Below are 22,241 nucleotides of genomic sequence, written 5' to 3'. Positions count from 1 at the left end.
ACATGAACGGACACGAGATTTCCGACGAGCGGCTTGCAGCCCTCGCCGACGGCGAACTGCCGGAGGCCGAGGCCGCGAGCTTGCGCGCGCGCATCGTCGAGGATGTCGACCTCGCCGAACGCTATGCGCTGTTCGTCGAGACCCGCGAGCTGCTCGCGCCGGAGCCGTCGGCCGAGGCGGACGAGGGCCTCGACCGTCTCGCCGCCGCGCTTCGCGGCGCGAGCGCGGCCGAGCAGCCTGCGGCGCCTCGGCGCTTCGGCGTGATCGAGGGCGGAGGAGCCTCTCAGCCTGCGGCCGCGCCTGCGAGCGCGCCCGCCGCGCGGCCTGCGCCGCGCTTCCGTGTCGCCGCGCCCGCGCTCGCCGCCTGCCTTGCGCTCGCGGTCGGCGGCGCGCTCGGCTTTTCGGTCGGGCGCAGCGGGACGACGACCGGGACGGCGGGCGGGATCGCAGCGATCTCGGGCGCGCCCGCGGCAGACGTCGCGCTCGCCTCGGCGCTGGAGAAAACGCCGAGCGGTGAACGGCTCGCCTGGACCGACGACGGCGCGAAGCTCAAGGGCGCGGTCTCGGTCGTCTCCACGCATCGTCTCGGCGACGGGCGTCTCTGCCGCGAATACGAGATCAGCGTCGAGGGCCGCGACGGGGCGGTCGTCGGGCTCGGCTGCCGCGCTCCGGCCGGCGGCTGGACGACCGAGGCGCTGGCGCGCAGCGCCGGCGGGTCGGACTACGCGACCGCATCGGGCGCGAGCGTCATAGAAGGCGCGATCGAGCGCCTCGGCGGCGAGGGCGCTCTGCCGCAGGACGATGAAAAGGGCCTCATCGCCGGAGGCTGGAAGAGCGGTTCGTAGCGATGCGCGAGCGCGGCCTCGGCTATTCCGCTGCGGCCGCGCCGGGCTGCGCGGCGCGCTCGCCTCCCAGAAGGCGGCCGAGCCGGTCCAGATAGAGATAGACCACTGGGGTCGTGAACAGGGTCAGGATCTGGCTCACGAACAGGCCGCCCACCATGGCGTAGCCGAGCGGCTGGCGAATCTCGTAGCCGACCGCGTGGCCGAGCATCAGCGGCGCGCCGCCGAGCATCGCCGCCATGGTGGTCATCAGGATCGGCCGGAAGCGCAGCATGCAGGCCTTGCGGATCGCCTCATGCGGGGCGAGCCCCTCGTCGCGCTGCGCGGCGAGCGCGAAGTCCACCATCATGATCCCGTTCTTCTTCACGATGCCGATCAGCAGCACGATGCCGATGAGCGCGATCAGCGAGAACTCGAAGCCGGCGAGATGCAGCACCCCGAGCGCGCCGACGCCGGCCGAGGGCAGCGTCGAGAGGATCGTCAGCGGGTGGACGAAGCTCTCGTAGAGAATGCCGAGGATGATGTAGACCGCGACCAGCGCCGCCAGGATCAGCAGCGGCACGGTCGAGATCGAGGCCTGGAACGCCTGCGCGGTGCCGGCGAAGGAGCCGACGAGCGAGGCCGGCGCGCCCAGCCGTCGCATCGCGCTCTCGATCGCGGCCGTGGCCTCGCCGAGCGACTTTCCCTGCGCGAGGTTGAAGCTGATGGTGACCGCCGGAAAGAGCCCCTGGTGGTTGATGGTGAGCGGCGCGGTCTCGTCTCGCGACCATGAGGCGAGCGCCGAGATCGGCACCTGCTCGCCATTCGCCGGCGAGCGGACGTAGAGCCGCCGCAAAGTCTCGACGTCGCCGCGCTCGGCTTGCGGCGCCTCGAGGATGATCTTGTAGGTGTTGAGCTGGGTGACGAACTGCGCCACCTGCCGCTGGCCGAAGGCGTCGTAGAGCGTGTCCTGGATCGCCTGGGGCTGGATGCCGTAGCGCGAGGCCTGGTCGCGGTCGATCTTGAGCGTCAGCGTGGCGCCGGAATCCTGGCTGTCGGTCGCGACGTCGCGGAGTTCGGGAAGCCCCCGCAGCGCCTCGAGCGCCCGCGGCGCGAATTCGTCGAGCGTCTCGAGGTTCGCGTCCTGCAGGACGTATTGGTACTGCGTGCGCGTGCGACGTCCGCCGAGCCGCACGTCCTGCGCCGATTGCAGCAGCAGCGTCGCGCCCGGCACCTCGGCGAGCTTCGGACGCAGCCGCGCGATCACCTCGTCGGCGGTCACGTCGCGGTCGGCGTGGGGTTTGAGCTGGATGAAGCCGCGGCCGGCGTTGGGCGCCTGTGCGCCGCCGCCCGCGCCCACGAGACTCGCCACCGTCTCGACCGCGGGATCGGCCAGCACGATCTTGTCGAGCTCCCGCTGGAGCCGCGCGAGCTCTCCTGAAGAAACGTCCTGCGCGGCTTCGCTCGAGCCGGTGATGAGGCCGGTGTCCTGCTGCGGGAAGAACCCCTTGGGCAGCGTCACGAACAGCCAGCCGGCCGTCCCGATCGTTGCGAAGAAGACGAGCAGCGTCAGGAACTGGTGGCGAAGCACGACGTCGAGCGCGCGGCCGTATCCCTTCAACGTGGCGTCGAAGCCGCGCTCGACGACGCGATAGAACAGCCCGTGGCGGCGCCCGTGCTCGTCCTTGAGGTGACGGGCCGCGAGCATCGGGGTGAGCGTCAGCGACACGACCGCCGAGACCGCGATGGTGATCGCGACCGTCATGGCGAATTCGCGGAACAGCCTTCCGATCAGCCCGCCCATCAGCAGCAGCGGGATGAAGGCTGCGACCAGCGACACCGAGATCGAGACGATCGTGAAGCCGATCTCGCCCGCGCCTTTCAGCGCCGCTGGAAACGGCTTCATGCCGTCCTCGATGTGGCGGGCGATGTTCTCGATCACCACGATCGCGTCGTCGACCACGAAGCCGACCGCGATCACGAGCGCCATCAGCGACAGATTGTTCAGCGAATAGCCGAAGCCGTACATCACCGCGCAGGCGCCGAGCAGCGAGATCGGCACGGTGATGGCCGAGATCGCGGTCGCGGCGGCGGACCGCAGGAAGACGAAGATCACCAGCACCACGAGGACGATGGCCTCGATAAGCACCTTCTGCACCTCGGCCAGAGAGGCGCGGATGGTCGATGTCCGGTCGCTCATGATCGCGACCTTGAGCGAGGGCGGCAGCGAGGCGGTGAGCCGCGGCAGCTCCGCCTTCACCGCGTCGACCGTCTCGACGACGTTCGCGCCCGGCTGCTTGCGGATCACGAGGAAGAGCCCGCGCTGGCCGTTGACCCAGGCGGCCTGGAACTGGTCCTCGGGGCCCGTCACCGCCTGGCCGACGTCCCGCACCCGGATCGGCGCGCCGCCGCGATAGGCGAGCACCACGTCGTTCCAGCGCGCGGCCTGCGTGAGCTGGCCGTCGGAATAGATCGTGAACTGGCGCCGCTGGCCGTCGATCACGCCGTTCGGGCTGTCGGTCGAGACGGTGGCCATGACGCCGCGGATCTCTTCCAGCGTCAGGCCCTTGGCGGCGATCTTGGCGGGGTCGATCTGCACGCGGATGGCGGGCTTCTGCTCGCCCGCGATCGTCACCTGGCCCACGCCCTTGATCTGGCTGATCTGCTGGGCGAGCCGGCTGTCGGCGATGTCGTTGGCTTCGACCAGCGGCATTTCCTCGGAGGTGATCGACAACAGCAAGATCGGCGCGTCCGCCGGGTTGGTTTTGCGATAGCTCGGCGGGGAGGGGAGGTTGGGCGGAAGGTCGCCGGCAGCGGCGTTGATCGCCGCCTGCACGTCCTGGGCGGCTGCGTCGATGTTACGGTCGAGGTCAAACTCGGCGGTGATCGTGGTCGCGCCGATCGCGCTCACCGAGGTGAGCTCGTTGAGACCCGGGATCTGCGCGAACTGCCGCTCCAGCGGCTGCGCGACCGAGGACGCCATCGTTTCAGGCGAGGCGCCCGGCAGGCTGGCGGTGATCTGGATCGTCGGAAAATCGATCTGAGGCAGCGGCGCCACCGGGAGGCGCAGGTATGCCGCAAGGCCAGCGATCAGGATCGCGGCCATCATCAGCCATGTGGCGACGGGCCGGCGGATGAAGGGGCCGGAGACGCCGCCGCTCGCGACGGGAGCCTCGGGGCCGCTCACGGCGCGCCGGTCTTCGGGGCGCCGTTGGCGGCCGCCGGCGCCTCGGCGCGCGGCGCTTCGGAGACGTCGAGCCGCGCGCCTTCCGCGACCCGCGAGGCCCCGGCGGCGACGACGCGCTCGCCCGTCACGAGCCCGCGCGTCACCACCGCGAGCCCGCCGGCCTGCAGCGACACGGTGATGGGCCGGCGCTCCGCCGAACCGTCGTCCTTCACCACGAAGGCGAAGGCGCCTTGCGGCCCGCGCTGAAGCGCGTCGTCGGGGATTGTGACGACGTTCTCGAGCGCGCCGACGCTCGCCGTCACGCTCACAGATTGCCCCGGCCAGAGGGCGCCGTCGGCGTTGGCGAAGGTGGCCTTGGCCTTGAAGGTGCCGGTCGTCTGGTCGATCTGACTGTTGAGCACGCTGAGCTCGCCGCGCCCGAGCTGACGTCCGTCCGGCGAGCTCGCGACGGCCTCGACGCGGCCGCGCCGCAGCGCCGCGGAGACGTCGGGAAAGTCGCGCTCGGGCAGGGTGAAGACGGCGGTGATCGGGTCGGTCTGCGACAGGGTGACGATGCCGGTGGCGTCCGACGAGCGCACCAGATTGCCCTTGTCGACGAGGCGAAAGCCCGCGCGGCCTCTCATCGGCGCCCGGATCGTGGTGTAGTCGAGCTCGATCTGCGCCGCCTCGACCGCGGCCCTGTCGGCCTCGATCAAAGCTTTCAGCCGCGCGACCTCGGCCGCCTGGCTGTCGACCTGCTGGCGCGAGGCGAAGTTCGACTGGGCGAGCTGCCTGGAGCGCGCGAGATCTCGTTCGGCGTTGGAGAACTGGGCCTCGTCCTGGGCCTGCTTGGCCTTGGCCTGATCGAGCGCCGCCTTGTAGGGCCGCGGGTCGATCTGGACGAGAAGGTCGCCCTCCTTCACCTCGCGGCCTTCCTCATAGGCGAGCTCGACCACTTCGCCGTCGACGCGGCTGCGGACCGTGACGACGTTGAGCGGCTGGATCACGCCGAGGCCCGAGAGAACGAGCGGAACGTCGGCGCGCCGCGCCTCCACGGCCGTGACCGGAATGGCGGGCTTCGGCCGGGGCGCGGGCGCGGCGCCGCCGGCGTCGCGCTGAAAATGCCAGACGCCGACGCCCGCAGCGGCCGCGATCGCGACGGAGACGAGGGCAATTCCAAGACGCGCCATGAACTGAGCTCCAGAGCCAAGTCATACCACACGGCGTGCGCAAGAGGACCATTTCAGGGCTTTGCGAACGCCGTCGTGATGCTTGGCGTTAACGACCGCTCGTTCGGCCGCGCCGCCCGCGACGACGGGGGCGATCGTTGCCCCTCGGCAACGCGGCTGCCCGAAAGCGACGGGCGACGGAAGGCGGCGACGGGGGCGGCCGGAGGGGCGTGGCGGTTCAGAATTTAGAGGGTTCGGGCTTGCATCCGCGCTCAAACGCGAGGCGCTGCGAACGCGTGCTTGGAATCGATATAATTCATTGGCGTTGCACGTGAATTTCTGGCCGATCTAATCGTCTCGAGCTTGGCGTCAGGCCAGGCCTCCCGAGACGCGCCCGAATATGAGCTTCGATCGCCGGACTGAGATCGACGACGTTCGTTCCGAAGGCCAGACCACGCCTTCGAAGCCGCGCGGCCCTGCGCGGCCTCGCCCTGCGCCGGATGGGCGTGGGCGTCGATGAGGTGGGATCTTTCGTCGCTGTTCCGGCGCCACTCGAAGGAGATCGTCCGGTCGCTGCGCCGACGCGGCTTCGACGCGGAAGCCGCCGCGGACCTCACCCAGGACGCTTTCCTGAAGGTTCTGGCCTCTCCGCCCGCCGCCGCGACCGGAACCGACAATCCGCGCGCCTATCTGTTCGAGGTCTCGCGCACGCTCGGCCTCAATCATCGCCGGCGCGAGGCGCTGCTTCCGGTCGCCGATCTCGGCGAGGAAGCGCTCGCCCAGATCGCCGATCCGTTCCCCTGCGCCGAGACGGCCGTCTATTCCCGGCAATGCCTCCAGCAGATGGCCGAGGCGCTCGGCGAGCTGCCCGAAAAGACGCGCAGGGCTTTCGAGCTCCACCACCTTGAGGGCCGCACGATCGCCGAGGTCGCCGACGAGCTCGGCCTGTCGAACAGCCGGACCTGGGAGCTGATCCACCGCGCCTATCGGCATCTTCTGCTGCGCGTGGACGCCTTCTGACGTTTTTGGGCTATAGGGAGAAAATTCGCGCTCCTCGTTTGTACCAACAGGGCGGAGGGCTTCGCGGCCCGACAAGTCGGCCCCTGGAAGGTCATGGATGGACGAGGCGCAGGACAACGAACGGCTGGTCGACGAAGCCATCGACCTTGTCATTCGTCTCCAGAGCGACCCCGACAATCCCGTTCCGGCCGAGATGGCGCGCGCCTGGCGCTCCCGCAGCCCGCTTCATGAAAAGGTCTGGGCCCGCGTCGCCCGCATCCACGGGGCCTCGGGCCAGGTTCTGACGAGCGAGCGCGACGCGGCGCGGCGCGCACGGGGCGCCAGGACGAGGCGGAGCGTCATGGTCGGCGGCGTCGCGGCGCTCGCCGCCCTTGGAGCCGGTTCGGTCGTCGCGCCGCGGCTCCTCCTTGGCGCGCGCGCCGACCACATGACCGCGACCGGCGAGATCCGCCGGATCGAGCTGCCCGACGGCAGCGTGGCGACGCTCGGACCCGACAGCGCGATCGGGCTGGAGTTCAGCGCGCAGGTTCGCCGCGTCGAACTGCTCGCCGGCATGTCGTATTTCGACGTGGCGAAGGACGCCGGGCGGCCCTTCGTCGTGCAGAGCGGCGAGGTGACCGCGACCGCTCTCGGCACGGCTTTCGATCTGTCGAGCGACGCAGGCGTCGTGACCGTGGGCGTCGGCCACGGCCTGGTGGAGGCGCGCGCGCCGGCGGCCTCGCTGTCGAGCGGACGGCGGCTCGGGCCCGGCGACAGCCTGTCGTTCGACGCGTCTTCGGGGGCGGTCGACCTGCACCAGATGGCGGAAGGCCAGATCGCGGCGTGGCGGGACCGCACGATCGTGGCCGAGCGGGAGACGATTTCGGCGCTCGTCGCCCGGATCGGCCGCTGGGTTCCGGGCCGGATCGTGATCGCCGATCCGTTCGTCGGGTCGCAGCGGGTCAGCGGGATCTACGACCTGCAGGATCCGATCCGCGCGCTGCAGGCCGTCGTGCATCCAGCGGGCGCGCAGGTGCGCGAAATCTCCCCTTTGCTGACGGTCGTTTCGCCCCTCTGAAAAAACTTTCGCCCGGGGGCGAATATTCCGGGCCGCCGATTGTAACAGCCTCAGGAGGAGCGCGGCGCCCGGGGGCTGGCGCGGATCCTCCGACTGTTCGATCAGGCGGAGCGGCTCGACGATGGCGCGGGGGACGGGGGAGACGAGGGCGCTCGCGGCGGGCCGGCGCAGGCTGGCGGCCGCGCTTCTGTGCGCGACGGCGATCGGGATCGCGTCGGGCGCCGGGACCGGGCCGGCCGCGGCCCAGTCCGCGCGGACGCCGTTCGACATTCCGGCCGGCCCGTTGAGCCAGGCCCTGACCATCTACGGGCGTCAGGCGGGCCTCCAGGTCACCTATCTGGCCTCGATCGCAACAGGCAAGACGTCCGGCGGCTTCTCGGGCTCGGCGACGAGCGGCGAGGCGCTGGGGCGGATCCTCGCCGGCTCCGGGCTCGCCTATTCGTTCACGAACTCGACCACGATCGCGATCGTCGCGCAGGAGGCGACCGTCGACGGCGCCGCGGCGGAGGACGGTGCGACGCCGCTCCAGGCCATCGCGGTCCAGGGCGTCAATCCGAACTCCACGCTCGGCGCCCCTCCACCTCCTTACGCCGGCGGGCAGGTGGCGACCGGCGGCCCAGCTCGGCATGCTGGGCGACCGCAGCGTGATGGACACGCCCTTCAGCCAGACGAACTACACAAACAAGACGATCCGCGACCAGCAGGCGCGCACCGTCAACGAGGTGCTGTCGAACGACCCCTCGATCATCACCACCGCGACGGGGGGGCGCAACGACGCCGAGTTCATCCGCGGCTTCCAGAACATCTCGACGACCGGCACGCGCAGCCTGAACGGGCTTGCGGGCATGGCTCCGATCGAGTTTCCGTCGGCCGACTACATCGACCGGGTCGAAGTGCTCAAAGGGCCGAGCGCGCTCCTCAACGGCATGGCGGCGGCGGGCTCCGGCGCGATCGGCGGGACCGTCAACCTCACCACGAAGCGGGCCTTCGACGAGCCGCTGACGGAGCTCACGACCCGCTACCTCTCGGACTCGATGTTCGGCGTTCATGCCGATGTCGGACGCCGCTTCGGGCCGGACGGCGCGTTCGGCGTGCGGATCAACGGCAGCGTCGACGGCGGCGACACGCCGGTCGACCGCCAGGAGGCCCACCACAGGGCCGCGGCCATCAATCTCGACTATCGCGGCGAGCGCGTCCGCGCTGCGATCGACATCGCCCACCAGAGCCAGCGGGACAGCCCGCGCGCGAATTTCGCCAGCGTCCGGTCCGTGCTGACCGACTTCAGCTTCAAGGTTCCGGACGCGCCCGACGGCGACAAGAGCCTGTTTCCGGACTGGGACAAGGGCCGTTCGGAGAACACGCTCGGCATGGCGCGCGTCGAGGTCGACGTCGCCGAGAACATCACGGCCTACGCCGCCATCGGCGGCCAGACATCCAAGAAGCGCTTCGTCGTCGGCGGTCCGGCGACGTTCCGCAGCGACGGGACGTATTCGCTGACGCCCTACTGGCAGAAGTCCGACTACGACGTGCTGTCGATGCAGGGCGGGGTCAGGGCGACGGCCACCACCGGACCGATCGAGCACCAGCTCAACCTCAGCCTGTCGCGCGCCGAATTCGAGGAGAAGAGCGCGTTTTCGTCCAGCGCGCCCTTCATCGCGGGCACGATCGACGACCCCGTCTTCCCGGACGGCAAGCCGACGCTGACCGATCCCGGAAAGCCCAAGACGGTGAACGAGACGACGGTGCAGAGCATCGGCGTCGCCGACACGCTGTCGTTCCTCGACGATCGGATCCTGTTCACCGCGGGCCTGCGCTACCAGGAGGTCAAGGTCGACACCTGGAACGCCTCGACCCGCGTCCAGGCCCCGGGATATGACAGCGACGCCTGGAGCCCGGCGGTCCGCCCTGGTGGTGAAGCCCTGGGAGAACGTCTCGATCTACGCCAGCTACATCCAGGGCCTGCAGGCTGGCCAGACCATCAACGAAGCGACTTACGCCAATCCCGGCGTCCTGCCGCCGTTCGTCAGCAAGCAGTACGAAGCCGGCGTGAAGGTCGATTGGGGCATGGTGACCACGACCTTCGCGGCGTTCCAGATCACCCAGCCGAACACCACCATCACCCCGGCGGCCCGGCCGGGCGACCTGCCGACGCTCGACCTCGACGGCGAGCAGCGCAACCGCGGCGTCGAGATCAACGCCTATGGCGAGATCGTCGAAGGCGTGCGCCTGCTCGGCGGCGTCACCTTCCTCGACGCGGTGCAGACCAAGACGACCGGCGGAGCGCTCGACGGCGAGCGGGCCTACGGCGCGCCGAAGGTGCGCCTAGTGATCGGCGGCGAGTGGGACACGCCGTTCGTCGACGGACTGACGCTGACCGGGCGCGTCACCCACACGAGCGACCAGGTGGTGGTGAATTCGCGCCCAGACCTGAAGATCCCGTCCTGGACCACGGTCGATCTGGGCGCGCGCTACGTGCTCCTGTCGCCCGTCGACGACAAGCCGATCACGCTGCGCTTCAACGTCGACAACGTGTTCGACAAAAACTACTGGAAGGGCGGATTCTCCAATGGATTCCTGTCGTTGAGCGATCCGCGGACCTATCGGCTGTCGACGACGTTCACGTTCTGATGCAGGACGGACGGCGACGCACCCGCCCGGGGATGTGGGCGGGCCGGACGCTCCGGCCCGCATTGCTGTTCGCGCTGGCTTTCGGCGCGATCGCTGTCGCCGCATCGAACGCGCGCGCCCAAACCGTCGTGACGGACGTCGCCGGACGGCAGGTCGAGATCGCGGGTCCCGCAAAACGGATCATCGTCGAGGCGCCGGGCTATTATCCGGCGCTTGCGCTGCTCAGTCGCGACGCGGCCGATCTCGTCGTCGGCGTCGGGGCCACCGAGAGCCGGGGCCAGTTCGAGGCGGAGCAGGACCTCGCCGGAAAGCCCCGCCTCGGCACGATGTCGTTCGGCACGTTCGCGGTCGAGACGGCGCTCGCGCTGAAGCCCGACCTTCTGATCGCCACGCTCGCCGGCCCCGGACAGCAGGACGCGGTGGAGCGCGCCTTCGCGGCCGCGGGCGTGCCGGTGCTCTATGTCGATTTCTTCGTCGACCCGGCCAGGAACACGATCCCGAGCATCGAGCTCGTCGGCGCCGCGATCGGGGCGGAGAAACAGGCCGCCGCGTTCGCCGACTTCCATCGCCGCCGCATCGCGACCATCGTCGAGCGGCTCGCGGCGGAAAAGCCCGCGCGCCCAAAGCTCATGATCTACAGGCGATCGGCCGACGGAACCTGTTGCTGGTCCTTCGCCAAGGGCTTCATGTCGCCGTTCTTCGACATGCTGCGCGTCCGGAACATCGCCGAGGACAAGCTGCCCGGCATGGTCGGCCAGCTCAGCCTCGAGGCCGTGATCGAGAGCGACCCGGATATTTTCGTGGCGACCGACTGGTCGTTCTGGGCCGAATCCCTGTTCGGGCCGGAGCGGACCCGCGAACAGACGCTTGCGCGGCTCGAAGCGACGACCCGTCAGCCCGGCCTCGACGGTCTCGCGGCCGTCCGCGAGCGCCGCGTGCACGCGATCGACACCACGCTGATGCGCTCGCCGCTCAACGTTCTGGCGGTCGAGCTCTTCGCCAAGTGGAGACACCCGACCCTGTTCGCCGACATCGACCCGCAGAAGAGCCTCGACGAGATCAACGGCCGCTTCCTCGCGAGGCCGCTCAAAGGATCGTTCTGGGCGAGCCTCGACGCCCCGTCCGAGACGTCTTCCGGGACCGCCCCGTGAGCCCCGACGCCGCCCAGCTTGACGACCGCGCCGGCAGACGCGAGGCCGTGCTCGCGGCCTACGAGCGGCGGACCTTGCGCCGCGTCGTCATCGTGGCCGTGCTCGCCGCCGTGCTCTTCGTCTCGTTCCTGTTCGATCTCGCGACCGGCCCGTCCAGCCTCGGGATCGCCGAGACGATCCAGGCGATCCTGAGGCCTGGCGAGGCGAGCCGCAGCACCCTCGCCATCGTCTGGAACGTGCGGATCCAGCCCGCCGTCATGGCGGTGCTGGTCGGGATCGCGCTGTCGCTCGCGGGCGCGGAGATGCAGACCATCCTCAACAATCCGCTGGCGAGCCCCTTCACGCTCGGCGTCTCGTCGGCGGCCTCGCTCGGCGCGGCGCTCGCCATCATCCTCGGCGTCGGCCTGCCGGGCGTGCCGGCGAGCTGGATCGTCACCGGCAACGCCTTCCTGTTCGCCTTCGGCTCGGTCCTGCTGCTGCAGAGCCTCACCCGCATCCGCGGCGGCGGGCCGGACAGCCTCGTGATGTTCGGCATTGCGCTGGTCTTCACCTTCAACGCGTTGGTGGGCCTCCTCCAGTTCGTCGCCTCGGCCCAGGCGGTCCAGCAGCTCGTGTTCTGGGGCATGGGAAGCCTCGGCCGCGCCAACTGGGAGTCGATCACGATCCTGGCCCTCGTGATCCTCGTCACCGCGCCGTTCTCGGTCGGCGCGTCGTGGAAGCTCACCGCGCTGCGGCTTGGCGAGGACCGCGCCCGAAGCTTCGGCGTCGACGTCGCCCGGCTGCGGTTCTTCTCGCTGCTGCGCGTCAGCCTTCTGGCCGCGACCGCGGTCGCCTTCGTGGGAACCATCGGTTTCATCGGGCTCGTCGGTCCGCACATCGCGCGCCTGCTCATCGGCGAGGACCATCGCTTCTTCCTGCCCGCGAGCGCGCTAACGGGCGCGGCCGTGATGTCGCTCGCCGACCTCGCCAGCAAGGCGATCATGCCGGGCGTCATCATCCCGATCGGCATCGTGACCTCGCTCGTCGGCCTGCCCGTCTTCTTCGCGCTGATCTTCCGGCGGCGGGAGCGGCTGTGACCGACGGCGCGCGATCGCTCAAGGTCTCGGGGCTGAGCGCCGGCTATCGCAACCGCCCGGTGCTCAAGGACCTGACGTTCGCCCCGCTCGAGCCCGGCAAGGTGACGGCGCTCGTCGGCCCGAACGCGGCCGGCAAGTCCACGCTGCTGCGCAGCCTCGCGGGCCTCGTGCCGGCGTCCGGCTCCATCCGGCTCGGCGATCTCGACCTCTCCGCGCTCTCGCTCGCCGAACGCGCCGGCCATGTCGCCTTCATGCCCCAGACGCTGCCGCAGAACGCCGAGCTTTCGGTGCTCGAAGGCGTGATCGGCGCGCTCAAGGCCTCGCCGCTCGCCGACCTCGACGGAAGCAGCCCCGAGACCCGCCGCCGCGCCGTCGAGGTGCTCGATCGCCTCGACATCCTCGACCTCGCGATGGAGGGGATCGGGCGGCTGTCGGGCGGCCAGCGGCAGCTTGCGAGCCTCGCCCAGGCGATCGCGCGCGCGCCGCACCTTCTCCTGCTCGACGAGCCCACCAGCGCGCTCGACCTGCGCCACCAGCTCGACGTGATGACGATCGTGCGCGCGCTCGCGCGGGAGGGCCGGATCGTGGTGGTCGTGCTGCACGACCTGACGCTCGCGGCGTCCTGGGCCGACCATCTCGTCGTGCTGGACCGGGGCGCGGTGGCGGCCGAGGGTTCGCCCGATCAGGCCTTGTCGCCGGCGGTGCTTTCGGCTGTCTACCGGGTTGAGGCGCGCGTCGAGCGCTGCTCGCGCGGTCGTCTCCATGTCATGGTGGACGCGCCTGCTGTCTCCGCCGCGTCAGGCGTCCCGGATCGAGATGGCTGATCTGTCGGTTCGGTTCTCGTCGATCCGCTCCACAGGTTTAGACTGATCGTTAAATATTGAAGCAAAAGAGAAATTCGTCATGGATCAGCGCCGCGCCATCGTCGTCACCCCGTCGGGCAGCCGGATGCTGCAGCAATTGTGCAAGCACTGGAGCCACAAGTTCGAGGTCGCGTTCACGCCCGCCCATGGCGAGATCTCCCTGCCGATGGGCCGCTGCGAGATGGACGCGACGGACGACAGCCTGACGGTCGTGGTCTCCGCCGTCGATCCGGGCGATGCGCCCCGTCTCCAGAAGGTGGTGGAGGAGCATCTTCGCCGCTTCGCTTTCCGTGAAGATCTGACGTTCGACTGGACGGATGCGCAAGGCGTCCCGGTGGCGCCCGAGCCGCCCGAAGACCAGCCTCACGGGTGAAGCGCGGGGGGTGCGACCGCCGCCGGACGCCGGTCCGGCGACGGTCACGTCGATCGCGCTGAGGCCGGGGCCTGCGGCCTCGCGCGCGAGGGTCTTCGCGCAGCCAGCTGAAAGCCTTCGCCGCGGACCGACTTGATCTCGACGCCGGCTTCGATGTCCGAGAGCTTGCGCCGGGCGTAGCCGACATAGACGTCGACGAGATTGCCCGACACGCCAGGCGGCGCGCCCCAGGCGTCGCGCAGCACGTCCTCCCGCCGGACCACGCCGCCGGCGGCGCGTCCGAGCGTGACGAGCAGGTCAGCCTCACGCTTGGTCAGCCGGCAGACCCGGTCGCCGCTTCTCAGTTCGAGCGAGGCCAGGTCGATGACGGCGGGCGAGGGGGGCAGCAGCGGAACCGCGGCGCCCCGGGCGGCGCGGCGCTGGAGGGCGCGCAGCTTGGCGACGAACTCGCGGAAATGGAACGGCCGCGACAGACAGTCGTCCGCGCCGGCCTCGTAGGCGGCGATCCGCGCATCGACGTCGTCGTGGTCGCAGACGACCATCTGGGGCGTGGAGGGGCGGCGGATCCTGAGTTCGGAGATCACCGAGAGCGCGTCCGCCGACATCGTCCCGACGAGCACGAGGACGGCTTGCGCCACGGGCGCGGTTTCGAACTCGGCCGTCAGGCTCGCGGAGAAGCCTTCCTGCGCGAGCGCGTCCGCAAGAAATCCGGACGTGCTGCCCTCGAGCGCGATGATTGTGACTGTCATTGCGCCCATAAGAAGCTCTGGTCGCTCAAGCTGCAATATAAATAAGTATAGTGGCCCGTAATCTCTCGTTTTATTTTATGATCGTAATAATAATCGGATTCGCAGCGCCGCCGCTGATCATGTCATGTCGCCGGTCCTGGCTGCGGCGACGCGAGTTATCCGGCTTCCGAGGCCGGGCTTCGGTCGGCCCGGCCTCGGGACGTCGGGGAAAGGCTATTTCGCGTCCTTGCACCAAGACGCCGACGCCTCCCGGCAGCGCGCCGTATAGCTGGTCGTCAGCTTCTGCGCGGCCTTCCACTCGTCTTCGTCGACGCCGTTGTTGCTGTCTTCGTCCATGGCGGCGAAGTTCGGCGCATATTCGATCTTCAGCGCGCCGACGTTCTTCTGGTATTCGATACGGTCGATCACGCCGTTGCCGTTGGTGTCGAGTTTGTCGAAAGCGGGCCAGTCGGCCGCGACCGCGACCGCGCCGGAGAGCGTCACCAGCGCCGCGGCGGCGAGCAGCGTTTTTCTCATTGCGTTCCCTCACATGTTTTGCTTCTAAGCCGCCTCTGCCGGGCGACGGTCATGCCGCATCAGATGCGGCGACCTATCGCACGCTCGGTGCGACGTTTTCGCAATGGGAAAACTGCCCAACTGTTTTGGGATTATTGGAAGAGTTGCTTCGGCGCGTTGATATGGGGTGCCCGTTCTTAAGGTAATTTTATTCTACGACTTCGCTGTAGCCACGAAGTCAGTTCATCCCAGCCGCGGAAGCGACGCGGGTCGGGAAGAGCTTCTTGGCGCAGACGTTGGGCGCCGCGAAAGACGTCGCGTCCGCGACCTGCAACTGCCCCTCGGAGCGGTCGCCGATCGGATCGAACGACAGCGCGCCGTCGACGGTTGCGCGGAAGATCGTGTCGGTCGGGAAATGCATGTAGGGGCCGTCGGCCACCGCGCGCGCAAAGGTGCCGGAGCTTTCCGGATAACCGTAGGCCGCCATCAGGTCCTCGGTGCGGTAGACGCCGTGTTCGAGCGTCATCGCGAGAAACCGCTGCCGTTGGCGCGACGGCCCGGGGCTCCGGATCTGGCGCAGCTCCGACGGCGGCCGCAGCGCGACGTCGGCCGCGCGCTTGCCGCCGTAGCGGGCGATCACGGCGCGCTGCTCGGGCAGGTCCGCGCCCTTGAGCTCGACGTTGAGCCCGCCGCTGACGCTGAGGCCGCCTGGCGCGTCCGTGAGCACGACGAAGCCCGGGCTCCAGATCGAGACGAGGCCCGGCGCGCTGGTGTAGGTCGTCCGCGCGCCGTCGCGGTCGAGCGAGCCGACCGCATAGACTCCTTCGCTCAGCGCGAGCGCGTTGACCGTCTGGTCTGGACCGGTGTTTCCAGCCGCGACGAACACCGGCACGCCGGCCTTGCGCAGCCGCGCCATCTCCCCGTCGATCTGCGCGTAGGGGTTTTGGGCGCCGTGGCTCTCGCTCAGCGCCTCGAGCACCTCGCGTTTGCGCGCCAGAACGTTCGACTGGTCGAACGGGCGGTCGACCCGCAGCCGCGCATTGACCTGCGCGAGGTCGACCGGCAGCACGATCGAGGAGACCACCGCTGCGGGCTTGGCGATCCGCCCGCTTTCGACGTCGCGGGCGAGACGGCCGAAGTCCGCCACGAGGCTGCGGACGTTGAACCTCGGATCGGTCTGGTACGCGATCGCGCCGGGATGGGAGGCCTCGGCGATCGCGGCCACAATGTCCCCGTGGAGAAGGCGTCGCGGCCGCTCGTCGCCCGGCTCGGGCGACGCTTCCTCGACATTGGCGGGCTTGAACACCCCGAACGTGTCGAGGACCACGAAGGGCGCGTTCGAGGCGCAGGCCTGGCGCGCCGCGGCCTCCGCCTCGGAGGTGGCGAAGCGGCTTGCGCCGAGCCGGCCGGTCTCGCGCGCTTCGCCGCTTATGAAGCCGCCGATCGCCGCAAGCCCGAGACCGGACGCGACAGCCAGACCCACGATCGTGCCACGCGACGATGGCGCCATGCCCGGACGCTCCCTTCGAAACAGGAGAGTAGAGCGATCCTGCGCGCGGCAAAGTTATTTTGCAACGCAAAATATATGAACTTCATAAGCAATTCTGCTCACGAGACAAAAATAAAATAATAATCTCAAGAATTGTGCTTGGCGCCGGTTACTGCGAAACCTGATGCATCACGGCGAGCCGCACGAGATCCTGCAGGCTTCCGGCGTTGAGCTTGTCCTTGAGGTTCGAGCAGGTGTTGGCGACGGTCTTGTAGCTGACGCCGAGCGAGTCCGCGATCTGGGCGTAGGACCGGCCCTCGCCGAGCAGCGACAGGGTCTGGAGCTCGCGTGAGGTGAGCTCCGCCTGCTCTGCGCGCCCGCGCGAGCCGAGCAGCGCGACCTGCACGGCCATGTCGTGGGCGATGTAGGGCTGGTTGCGCCGGACCCGCTCGACCGCCTCGAGCAGCGTCTTCGGGCCGGTGTCCTTGGCGAGAAACCCCGTCGCGCCGGCCTTCAGCGCCCGCCAGGCGATGACCGGGTCGCTGTGCATCGAGAACACCAGGATGGGGGTCCGGTCGTCGTTGAGGCGCAGCCGCCGGATCAGCGACAGGCCGGCGAGCCCCGCGCCGCGGATCGCGAGGTCGACGATCACGAGGCTCGGCCGCGCGCGCCGATACAGCCGGAAGCCTTCCAGCGGCGCGGCCGCCTCGAGCACGTCCTCGAAGCCGGCGTCGAGCAGGACGCGCCGGCAGCCTTCCAGCACGATCGGGTGGTCGTCTATGACGAGAGCCGTGGCCATGGCGTTCGGTCCTTACTGGGGCGCAGCCGCGAGCCGCCGGGCGGAGGAGTGCGTGAGCGGCACCACGACGTCGAGCGCGGCGCCTTCCGAGACGTTGTGGAGATGAAAGCTGCCGCCGAGCGCGCGCAGGCGTTCGCCGAGTCCGATGAGGCCAAAGCCTGCGGGCGCGGGCTCGGTGACGCCGCCGCCGTCGTCGACCACCCGGACGAGCACGACGTCGGCGCCGGTGAAGTCCTTTCCCTGCTCGATCGTCACCGCGACGCGCGCGCAGGCGGCGTGGCGGATGGCGTTGGTCACGCCTTCCTGCACCGCGCGATAGACGGTGAGATCGACGGCCTCCCCGTAACTGCGGGCGAGCCTGCGGGCCACAAGCTCGAATCGACGTTCCGGGTGATGGCGGGTGAAATCGGCGATCAGGCCCGCCACGACGTCGGTGAGGGGAGCGGCGCCCAGCGCCATCGGCCGAAGCCGAACGAGCAGCCGCCGGTTCATGTCCGACAGACGCTCGGCGAGGTCGGTCATGGAAGCGAGGCGCTCCATCGCCGCGGGGCTCGGCTGCGGGGCGTTGGCGGCGAGCTCGCGCTCGAGCGAGGAGAGGTTCGAACGCAGCCCGAACAGGCAAGGTCCGAGCTCGTCGTGAAGCTCCTTGGCGATCTGGCGACGCTCGTCGTCCTGCAGCGTCACCATCCGCCAGGACATGCGACCGTTGGTGGCGCGCTCGGCCGCCAACGTCTGGCCGAGCGCGTTGAAGCGCTCGACGATCGAGGCGAGCTCGCGGCTCTTGGGCGTCTCCAGCCGGCGGTCGAGCCGGCCGACCCGCAAATCCGTCATGCCGTCCGCGAGCTTGGCCAGCGGCGCGAGCACCCGCCCGAGCAGCACCGCGAACACGCCGAGCGCAAGGCCGTTCAGGACGACGAACAGGACCGCGAGCGAGAACAGGTCGTCCCACACTTCGGCGATCTCGTCGGAGGCGTCGCCGTAGACGACCGCAGATCCCGCGGCTTCGCCCCGGATCAGCACGGGGATCGAGACCGAAGAGGGCGCGGGCTCGATGAGCCGCGAAAACCAGCCCGGCAGGTCGTCGCCGTCCGACCCGTCACGCAGCGCGTGGAGATCGCGCGAGGCGATCTGGCGGCCCTCTCCGTCCTTCACGACGATCTGCGCGTGGCGGACCGCCGGCAGCATGGTCTGGAGATCGGCGATGGTGCGCAGCCGGCCGACGTCGCGCTCGAGGCGCGTGACCGTCTCGCGAACGAGCCGGCTCGCGGTGTCGAGCGAGGAGGAGATCTCGGTGCGGGTGGCCTCGCGCGCGTTCAGCACGGTGACGACCGCGGCCGCGCCCGCGCAGGCGAGGTTGACGCCGGCGAGCAGCACGAGGATCCGCGTCCTGAGCGAGACGCCCGCGACGAGCCCGGTGCGCGCGAGCGCTCGCTCGAACGGATGGCGCAGGTCGCCCGCCGTCACCGCGGTCACCGCTCGTCGGCCCCGGTCGCCTGCGGCAGCGGCTGGCGGCGCAGGGCGTCCAGAGCCGCCACGCGCGAACCGCTTGCGGCGCGGGCGTTGACGTAGTGCTGGCAGGTCTCGCCGAACCCGGCCCGTTCGCCGAGCTGGCCGATGGCGACGAGGCCGTCGATCACGTCGCGCGCGGTTTCCGTGACCCCGCGCTCCGCCAGCATCGCCTCCACCTGAACGGCGCGGTTGGCGATCATCCGCGGGCCTTCGGAGAACCGCGCGTCCGCTTCCTGCAGGAGGGCGCGGAACGAGGCGGCGGCCGGATCGCCCGGGGCGACGTCGCGTCCGGCTTCGCGGCTTGCGAGCCAGACCGCGGGCGAGACGTCGTCCTTGATGTCGAGCCATCTCCGGCCCGCGATCGAGAAGGCTTCGGTCTTCGGCGCGGACGACGCCTGCCTGTCCGGCGTGGGCGCTGGCTCGTCGCAGGCGCCCAGAAGCGCGGCCGCGAAAACCACCGGCCACAGCCTATTAATAAGCGAATATTGTGTCGTTTGATTGCTGACCGGCATTTTCTGCGACTTTATATTTATGATGGGGCGAACTTCATGTCTCTCACCTTGCAGCAAACGCGCGCTCCGGCAAGCGCGCCGACCTTGACCCCTGCATCCCCGCCAGCTTGTTAGCATTCTGTGTTTGTTATCTTTTTCTTAGAATGACATTGGTCCTCACCTTACTGCCGGCTCCCGGCGCCCGCCATGCCAAAAGTTCCCGACTGCTTTTTCCACTTTGGATCAAGACAGCATCCGGTCGATTGTGAACAGTTGAGGCACTGCGAAACGCAATAAGCCCGCACGGCGTAAAGAAAAACTTCGCGACCTGATCGCCTCGGGTCCGCGCGTCGCAGAGCGCCCTACAGTCCGCCCTGACGGACCGGCGCCGCAGAAGAAGACTGGGAAACGCAAGGGGTTTCAGATGACAAAACTTCGAACGTCCGTCTCGGCGTTCACGCTGACGGCCGCTGCGGCGATCGGCGTGGCGGGAAGCATTCTCCCCGCCTTCGCGAACGACAAGCTCGTCGAGCTGTCGAACAGCGAAGAAAACTGGCCGATGACCGGCAAGACCTACAAAGCTCAGAACTACTCCAAGGCGACGCAGATCAACGCCGAGAACGTCAAGGGTCTTCGTCCGGCCTGGGCGTTTTCCACCGGCGTGCTTCACGGCCATGAGGGCACGCCGCTCGTCATCGGCGACAAGATGTACGTGCACGGGGCGTTCCCGAACCCGACCTTCGCGCTCGACCTCAACGAGCCGGGCAAGATCCTTTGGCAGCACAAGCCCAAGCAGGCTCCGACCGCCCGCGCGGTCGCGTGCTGCGACGTCGTCAACCGCGGCCTCGCCTACTGGCCGGGCGACGGCAAGACCGGCGCGCGCATCCTGAAGACCCAGCTCGACGGCCACATCGTGGCGCTCGACGCCGACACCGGCGCCGAGGTCTGGAAGATGGAGAACTCCGACATCAAGGTCGGCTCCACCCTTACGATCGCGCCCTACGTCATCAAGGACACGGTGCTGGTCGGCTCCTCGGGCGCAGAGCTCGGCGTGCGCGGCTACGTCACCGCCTACGACGTGAAGACCGGCGCCCAGAAGTGGCGCGCCTACGCCACCGGCCCGGACGACGAGGTCAAGCTCGCCAAGGACTTCAACTCGAAGAACCCGCATTACGGCCAGTTCGGCCTCGGCACGAACAAGACCTGGGAAGGCGACGCCTGGAAGATCGGCGGCGGCACCAACTGGGGCTGGTACGCCTATGACCCGGACACCAACCTCTTCTACTACGGCTCGGGCAACCCGGCCCCGTGGAACGAGACCATGCGTCCGGGCGACAACAAGTGGACGATGACCATCTGGGGTCGCGACATCGACACCGGCGAGGCCAAATTCGGCTACCAGAAGACGCCGCATGACGAATGGGACTACGCCGGCGTCAACGTCATGATGCTCTCGGAGCAGAAGGACAAGACCGGCAAGCTGCGCAAGCTCCTGACCCACCCGGACCGCAACGGCATCGTCTACACGCTCGACCGCGAGGACGGCACGCTCATCTCGGCCGACAAGCTCGACGACACCGTCAACTGGGTGAAGCAGGTCGACCTCAAGACCGGCGTCCCGGTCCGCGATCCGGAGTTCGCGACCCGCATGGACCACAAGGCGACGGAAATCTGCCCGTCGGCGATGGGCTACCACAATCAGGGCCACGACTCGTACGATCCCGAGAAGCAGCGCTTCTACATGGGCATCAACCACATCTGCATGGACTGGGAGCCCTTCATGCTCCCGTACCGCGCCGGTCAGTTCTTCGTCGGCGCGACCCTGTGGATGTACCCTGGCCCGAAGGGCGACCGCCAGAACTACGAGGGTCTCGGTCAGATCAAGTCGTATGACGCGATCAACAACAAGTACGACTGGGAGAAGATGGAGCGGTTCTCGGTGTGGGGCGGCACGCTCGCGACCGCCGGCAACATCGTGTTCTACGGAACGCTCGATGGCTTCATCAAGGCTCGCGACACCCGCACCGGCGATCTGCTCTGGAAGTACCGCCTGCCGTCCGGCGTGATCGGTCACCCGATGACCTACACCCACAAGGGCGTGCAGTACGTCGCGATCTACTACGGCGTGGGCGGCTGGCCGGGCGTGGGCCTGGTGTTCGACCTGAACGATCCGACGGCCGGTCTCGGCGCGGTGGGCGCGTTCAAGAACCTCGCCAACTACACCCAGATGGGCGGCGGCGTGCAGGTCTTCTCGCTCAATGGCAAGAACCCCTACGACGACGTCAATGTCGGCGAGTGGACGGGCAAGCAGGGCGGCTGACGCTCTGACCGCCTGACCTCAAACCAGCATGAGCTCCCGCCGGACCGCGCTCCGGCCCGGCGGGAGCCGCTTCCCCAAAGCATCAGCAATTCAAGGGTTCGCGCCCGAACAAGGACGGCCCGCCGGCGGACGCCGGACGAGAAGCCGCAGACGGCGCACAGGGAGACGACGTCCGATGATCCGCATTTCGACCGCGCGGCGCGCGCTGACTGGAGCCGCGCTCCTCGCCGCTCCGTTCGCAGCCTCCCAGAGCGCCTCCGCCGCCGAGCCGCTCAAGGTCTGCGCCTCCAAGATCGAGGCGCCGTACTCCACCGAAAAGGGCGACGGGCTCGAGAACAGGATCGCGAACGTCGTGGCCAAGGCCATGGGCCGCGAGATCGAGTTCGTCTGGTTCGACCGCGCCGCGATCTATCTGGTGCGCGACGGCCTCGACAAGAATCTCTGCGACGTCGTGTTCGGCGTCGACAGCGACGACGAGCGCGTGCTCGCCACCAAGCCGATCTACCGCACCGGCTATGTCTACGTGACCAAGTCCGAAGGCGGCCCGGAGCTCGGCTCGAACTGGAAGGGTCTGGAGAAGACCGACGCGACCCGCTTCGCGGTCCGCTTCTCCACGCCCGCGGAACTGATCCTCAAGGAGGCCGGCAAATACGAGGACAACGTGTCCTACGGCCTGTCGCTCGTGAACTTCCAGGACAAGCGGAACAAATACACCCAGGTCGAGGCCGGCAAGCTCGTCAGCGAGGTCGTCAACGGCGACGCCGACGCCGCGATCGCCTTCGCGCCCGACGTCGCCCGCTACGTCAAGGGCGCCTCGACCCCGCTCAAGATGACCATGATCGAAGACGACTTCGCCCGTTCCGACGGGCTGAAGATCCCGCTGCATTTCGATCAGTCGATCGGCGTCCGGAAGGACGACGAGAAGCTTCGCGCAGAACTCGACGCCGCGATCGCCAAGGCCAAGCCCGAGATCGACCGAGCTCTGAGCGATGAAGGCGTGCCCGTGCTGCCGCCCAACGCCTGAAACGGCGTCGGCGCAGCATCCCACACAGCTATCGATGTGAG

General features: G+C 68.9%; 21 protein-coding genes and 1 pseudogene. 11 read left to right on the top strand and 11 right to left on the bottom strand.

The genetic code is table 11. The annotated features are described in order from the left end of the window. Positions 1-2 precede the first annotated feature (2 nt). Positions 3-845, top strand: coding sequence for a hypothetical protein (locus ACFOWB_RS19195; RefSeq protein ID WP_378148855.1), 843 nt, complete (start codon positions 3-5; stop codon positions 843-845). A gap of 22 nt (positions 846-867) precedes the next feature. On the opposite strand, the gene ACFOWB_RS19190 is transcribed toward ACFOWB_RS19195, so the two are convergent. Both ACFOWB_RS19190 and ACFOWB_RS19185 read right to left on the bottom strand, forming a co-directional pair. Continuing rightward, complete coding sequence (locus ACFOWB_RS19190; protein ID WP_378148854.1) at positions 868-4,008, bottom strand: multidrug efflux RND transporter permease subunit; 3,141 nt, start codon at positions 4,006-4,008, stop codon at positions 868-870. Next, complete coding sequence (locus ACFOWB_RS19185) at positions 4,005-5,177, bottom strand: efflux RND transporter periplasmic adaptor subunit (RefSeq protein WP_378148853.1); 1,173 nt, start codon at positions 5,175-5,177, stop codon at positions 4,005-4,007. Before ACFOWB_RS19185 ends, ACFOWB_RS19190 begins: the two co-directional genes overlap by 4 nt. 495 nt (positions 5,178-5,672) lie before the next feature. On the opposite strand from ACFOWB_RS19185, the gene ACFOWB_RS19180 reads away from it, so the two are divergent. Both ACFOWB_RS19180 and ACFOWB_RS19175 read left to right on the top strand, forming a co-directional pair. Next, the gene (locus ACFOWB_RS19180; RefSeq protein WP_261402050.1) at positions 5,673-6,176 is read left to right on the top strand and encodes an RNA polymerase sigma factor; all 504 of its coding nucleotides are present in this window, start codon (positions 5,673-5,675) and stop codon (positions 6,174-6,176) included. Between the two features lie 97 nt (positions 6,177-6,273). Next, positions 6,274-7,233, top strand: coding sequence for a FecR family protein (locus ACFOWB_RS19175; RefSeq protein ID WP_378148852.1), 960 nt, complete (start codon positions 6,274-6,276; stop codon positions 7,231-7,233). A 435-nt stretch (positions 7,234-7,668) separates the two neighbouring features. Here the strand turns inward: ACFOWB_RS19175 and ACFOWB_RS19170 are convergent, their stop codons facing one another. Next, positions 7,669-7,797, bottom strand: a complete 129-nt coding sequence (locus tag ACFOWB_RS19170) for a hypothetical protein (protein ID WP_378148851.1) — start codon at positions 7,795-7,797, stop codon at positions 7,669-7,671. A 62-nt stretch (positions 7,798-7,859) separates the two neighbouring features. Between ACFOWB_RS19170 and ACFOWB_RS19165 the strand changes: the two are divergent. Then, a pseudogene (locus ACFOWB_RS19165) lies at positions 7,860-8,114 on the top strand (TonB-dependent receptor plug domain-containing protein); the annotation flags it as partial. A 296-nt stretch (positions 8,115-8,410) separates the two neighbouring features. Here the strand turns inward: ACFOWB_RS19165 and ACFOWB_RS19160 are convergent. Together ACFOWB_RS19160 and ACFOWB_RS19155 are read right to left on the bottom strand one after the other, a co-directional pair. Continuing rightward, positions 8,411-8,635, bottom strand: coding sequence for a hypothetical protein (locus ACFOWB_RS19160; protein WP_261402053.1), 225 nt, complete (start codon positions 8,633-8,635; stop codon positions 8,411-8,413). A gap of 117 nt (positions 8,636-8,752) precedes the next feature. After that, the gene (locus ACFOWB_RS19155; RefSeq protein WP_261402054.1) at positions 8,753-9,001 is read right to left on the bottom strand and encodes a hypothetical protein; all 249 of its coding nucleotides are present in this window, start codon (positions 8,999-9,001) and stop codon (positions 8,753-8,755) included. Between the two features lie 104 nt (positions 9,002-9,105). On the opposite strand from ACFOWB_RS19155, the gene ACFOWB_RS19150 reads away from it, so the two are divergent. The 5 genes from ACFOWB_RS19150 (at position 9,106) to ACFOWB_RS19130 (ending at position 13,324) form a co-directional block, all read left to right on the top strand. Continuing rightward, a complete protein-coding gene (locus ACFOWB_RS19150; RefSeq protein ID WP_378148850.1) occupies positions 9,106-9,861 on the top strand; it encodes a TonB-dependent receptor in 756 nt (251 codons plus the stop codon). 62 nt (positions 9,862-9,923) lie between these two features. Beyond that, positions 9,924-11,012, top strand: coding sequence for an ABC transporter substrate-binding protein (locus ACFOWB_RS19145; protein WP_378148902.1), 1,089 nt, complete (start codon positions 9,924-9,926; stop codon positions 11,010-11,012). Then, positions 11,009-12,088, top strand: coding sequence for a FecCD family ABC transporter permease (locus ACFOWB_RS19140; protein WP_378148849.1), 1,080 nt, complete (start codon positions 11,009-11,011; stop codon positions 12,086-12,088). Before ACFOWB_RS19145 ends, ACFOWB_RS19140 begins: the two co-directional genes overlap by 4 nt. After that, positions 12,085-12,912: an ABC transporter ATP-binding protein gene (locus ACFOWB_RS19135; protein ID WP_378148848.1), complete on the top strand. Its 828-nt coding sequence runs from the start codon at positions 12,085-12,087 to the stop codon at positions 12,910-12,912. The genes ACFOWB_RS19140 and ACFOWB_RS19135 overlap by 4 nt, the downstream gene beginning before the upstream one ends. Before the next feature lie 79 nt (positions 12,913-12,991). After that, a complete protein-coding gene (locus tag ACFOWB_RS19130; protein ID WP_261402057.1) occupies positions 12,992-13,324 on the top strand; it encodes a DUF2218 domain-containing protein in 333 nt (110 codons plus the stop codon). A gap of 44 nt (positions 13,325-13,368) precedes the next feature. Here the strand turns inward: ACFOWB_RS19130 and ACFOWB_RS19125 are convergent, their stop codons facing one another. From ACFOWB_RS19125 to ACFOWB_RS19100, 6 genes are all read right to left on the bottom strand, one after another. Beyond that, entirely contained in the window at positions 13,369-14,082 is a 714-nt protein-coding gene (locus ACFOWB_RS19125) for a response regulator transcription factor (RefSeq protein ID WP_378148847.1), read from the bottom strand. Positions 14,083-14,286: 204 nt separating this feature from the next. After that, positions 14,287-14,589, bottom strand: a complete 303-nt coding sequence (locus tag ACFOWB_RS19120) for a hypothetical protein (protein WP_261402059.1) — start codon at positions 14,587-14,589, stop codon at positions 14,287-14,289. Positions 14,590-14,806: 217 nt separating this feature from the next. Further along, positions 14,807-16,078, bottom strand: coding sequence for a hypothetical protein (locus ACFOWB_RS19115; protein ID WP_378148846.1), 1,272 nt, complete (start codon positions 16,076-16,078; stop codon positions 14,807-14,809). A 148-nt stretch (positions 16,079-16,226) separates the two neighbouring features. After that, positions 16,227-16,856, bottom strand: coding sequence for a response regulator transcription factor (locus tag ACFOWB_RS19110; protein WP_378148845.1), 630 nt, complete (start codon positions 16,854-16,856; stop codon positions 16,227-16,229). A gap of 12 nt (positions 16,857-16,868) precedes the next feature. After that, positions 16,869-18,329: a histidine kinase gene (locus tag ACFOWB_RS19105; RefSeq protein WP_378148844.1), complete on the bottom strand. Its 1,461-nt coding sequence runs from the start codon at positions 18,327-18,329 to the stop codon at positions 16,869-16,871. Continuing rightward, on the bottom strand, positions 18,326-18,823 hold the full coding sequence (locus tag ACFOWB_RS19100) for a hypothetical protein (protein ID WP_378148843.1): 498 nt from the start codon (positions 18,821-18,823) through the stop codon (positions 18,326-18,328). Before ACFOWB_RS19100 ends, ACFOWB_RS19105 begins: the two co-directional genes overlap by 4 nt. A gap of 457 nt (positions 18,824-19,280) precedes the next feature. Between ACFOWB_RS19100 and ACFOWB_RS19095 the strand changes: the two genes are divergently transcribed. Continuing rightward, positions 19,281-21,176 (top strand): methanol/ethanol family PQQ-dependent dehydrogenase, encoded by a 1,896-nt coding sequence (locus tag ACFOWB_RS19095; protein ID WP_261402064.1) that lies wholly within the window; start codon positions 19,281-19,283, stop codon positions 21,174-21,176. A gap of 175 nt (positions 21,177-21,351) precedes the next feature. Further along, positions 21,352-22,200 carry a methanol oxidation system protein MoxJ gene (gene moxJ, locus ACFOWB_RS19090; protein WP_261402065.1) on the top strand — a complete coding sequence of 283 codons (849 nt, stop codon included), beginning with the start codon at positions 21,352-21,354 and terminating at the stop codon, positions 22,198-22,200. The last annotated feature ends 41 nt before the right edge of the window (positions 22,201-22,241 follow it).

It is taken from the genome of Chenggangzhangella methanolivorans, assembly GCF_042648545.1.
Lineage (GTDB): Bacteria > Pseudomonadota > Alphaproteobacteria > Rhizobiales > Methylopilaceae > Methylopila > Methylopila methanolivorans.
The sequence above is the reverse complement of the archived record's forward strand: the minus strand, read 5'-3'. Positions and strand labels throughout refer to the sequence as shown.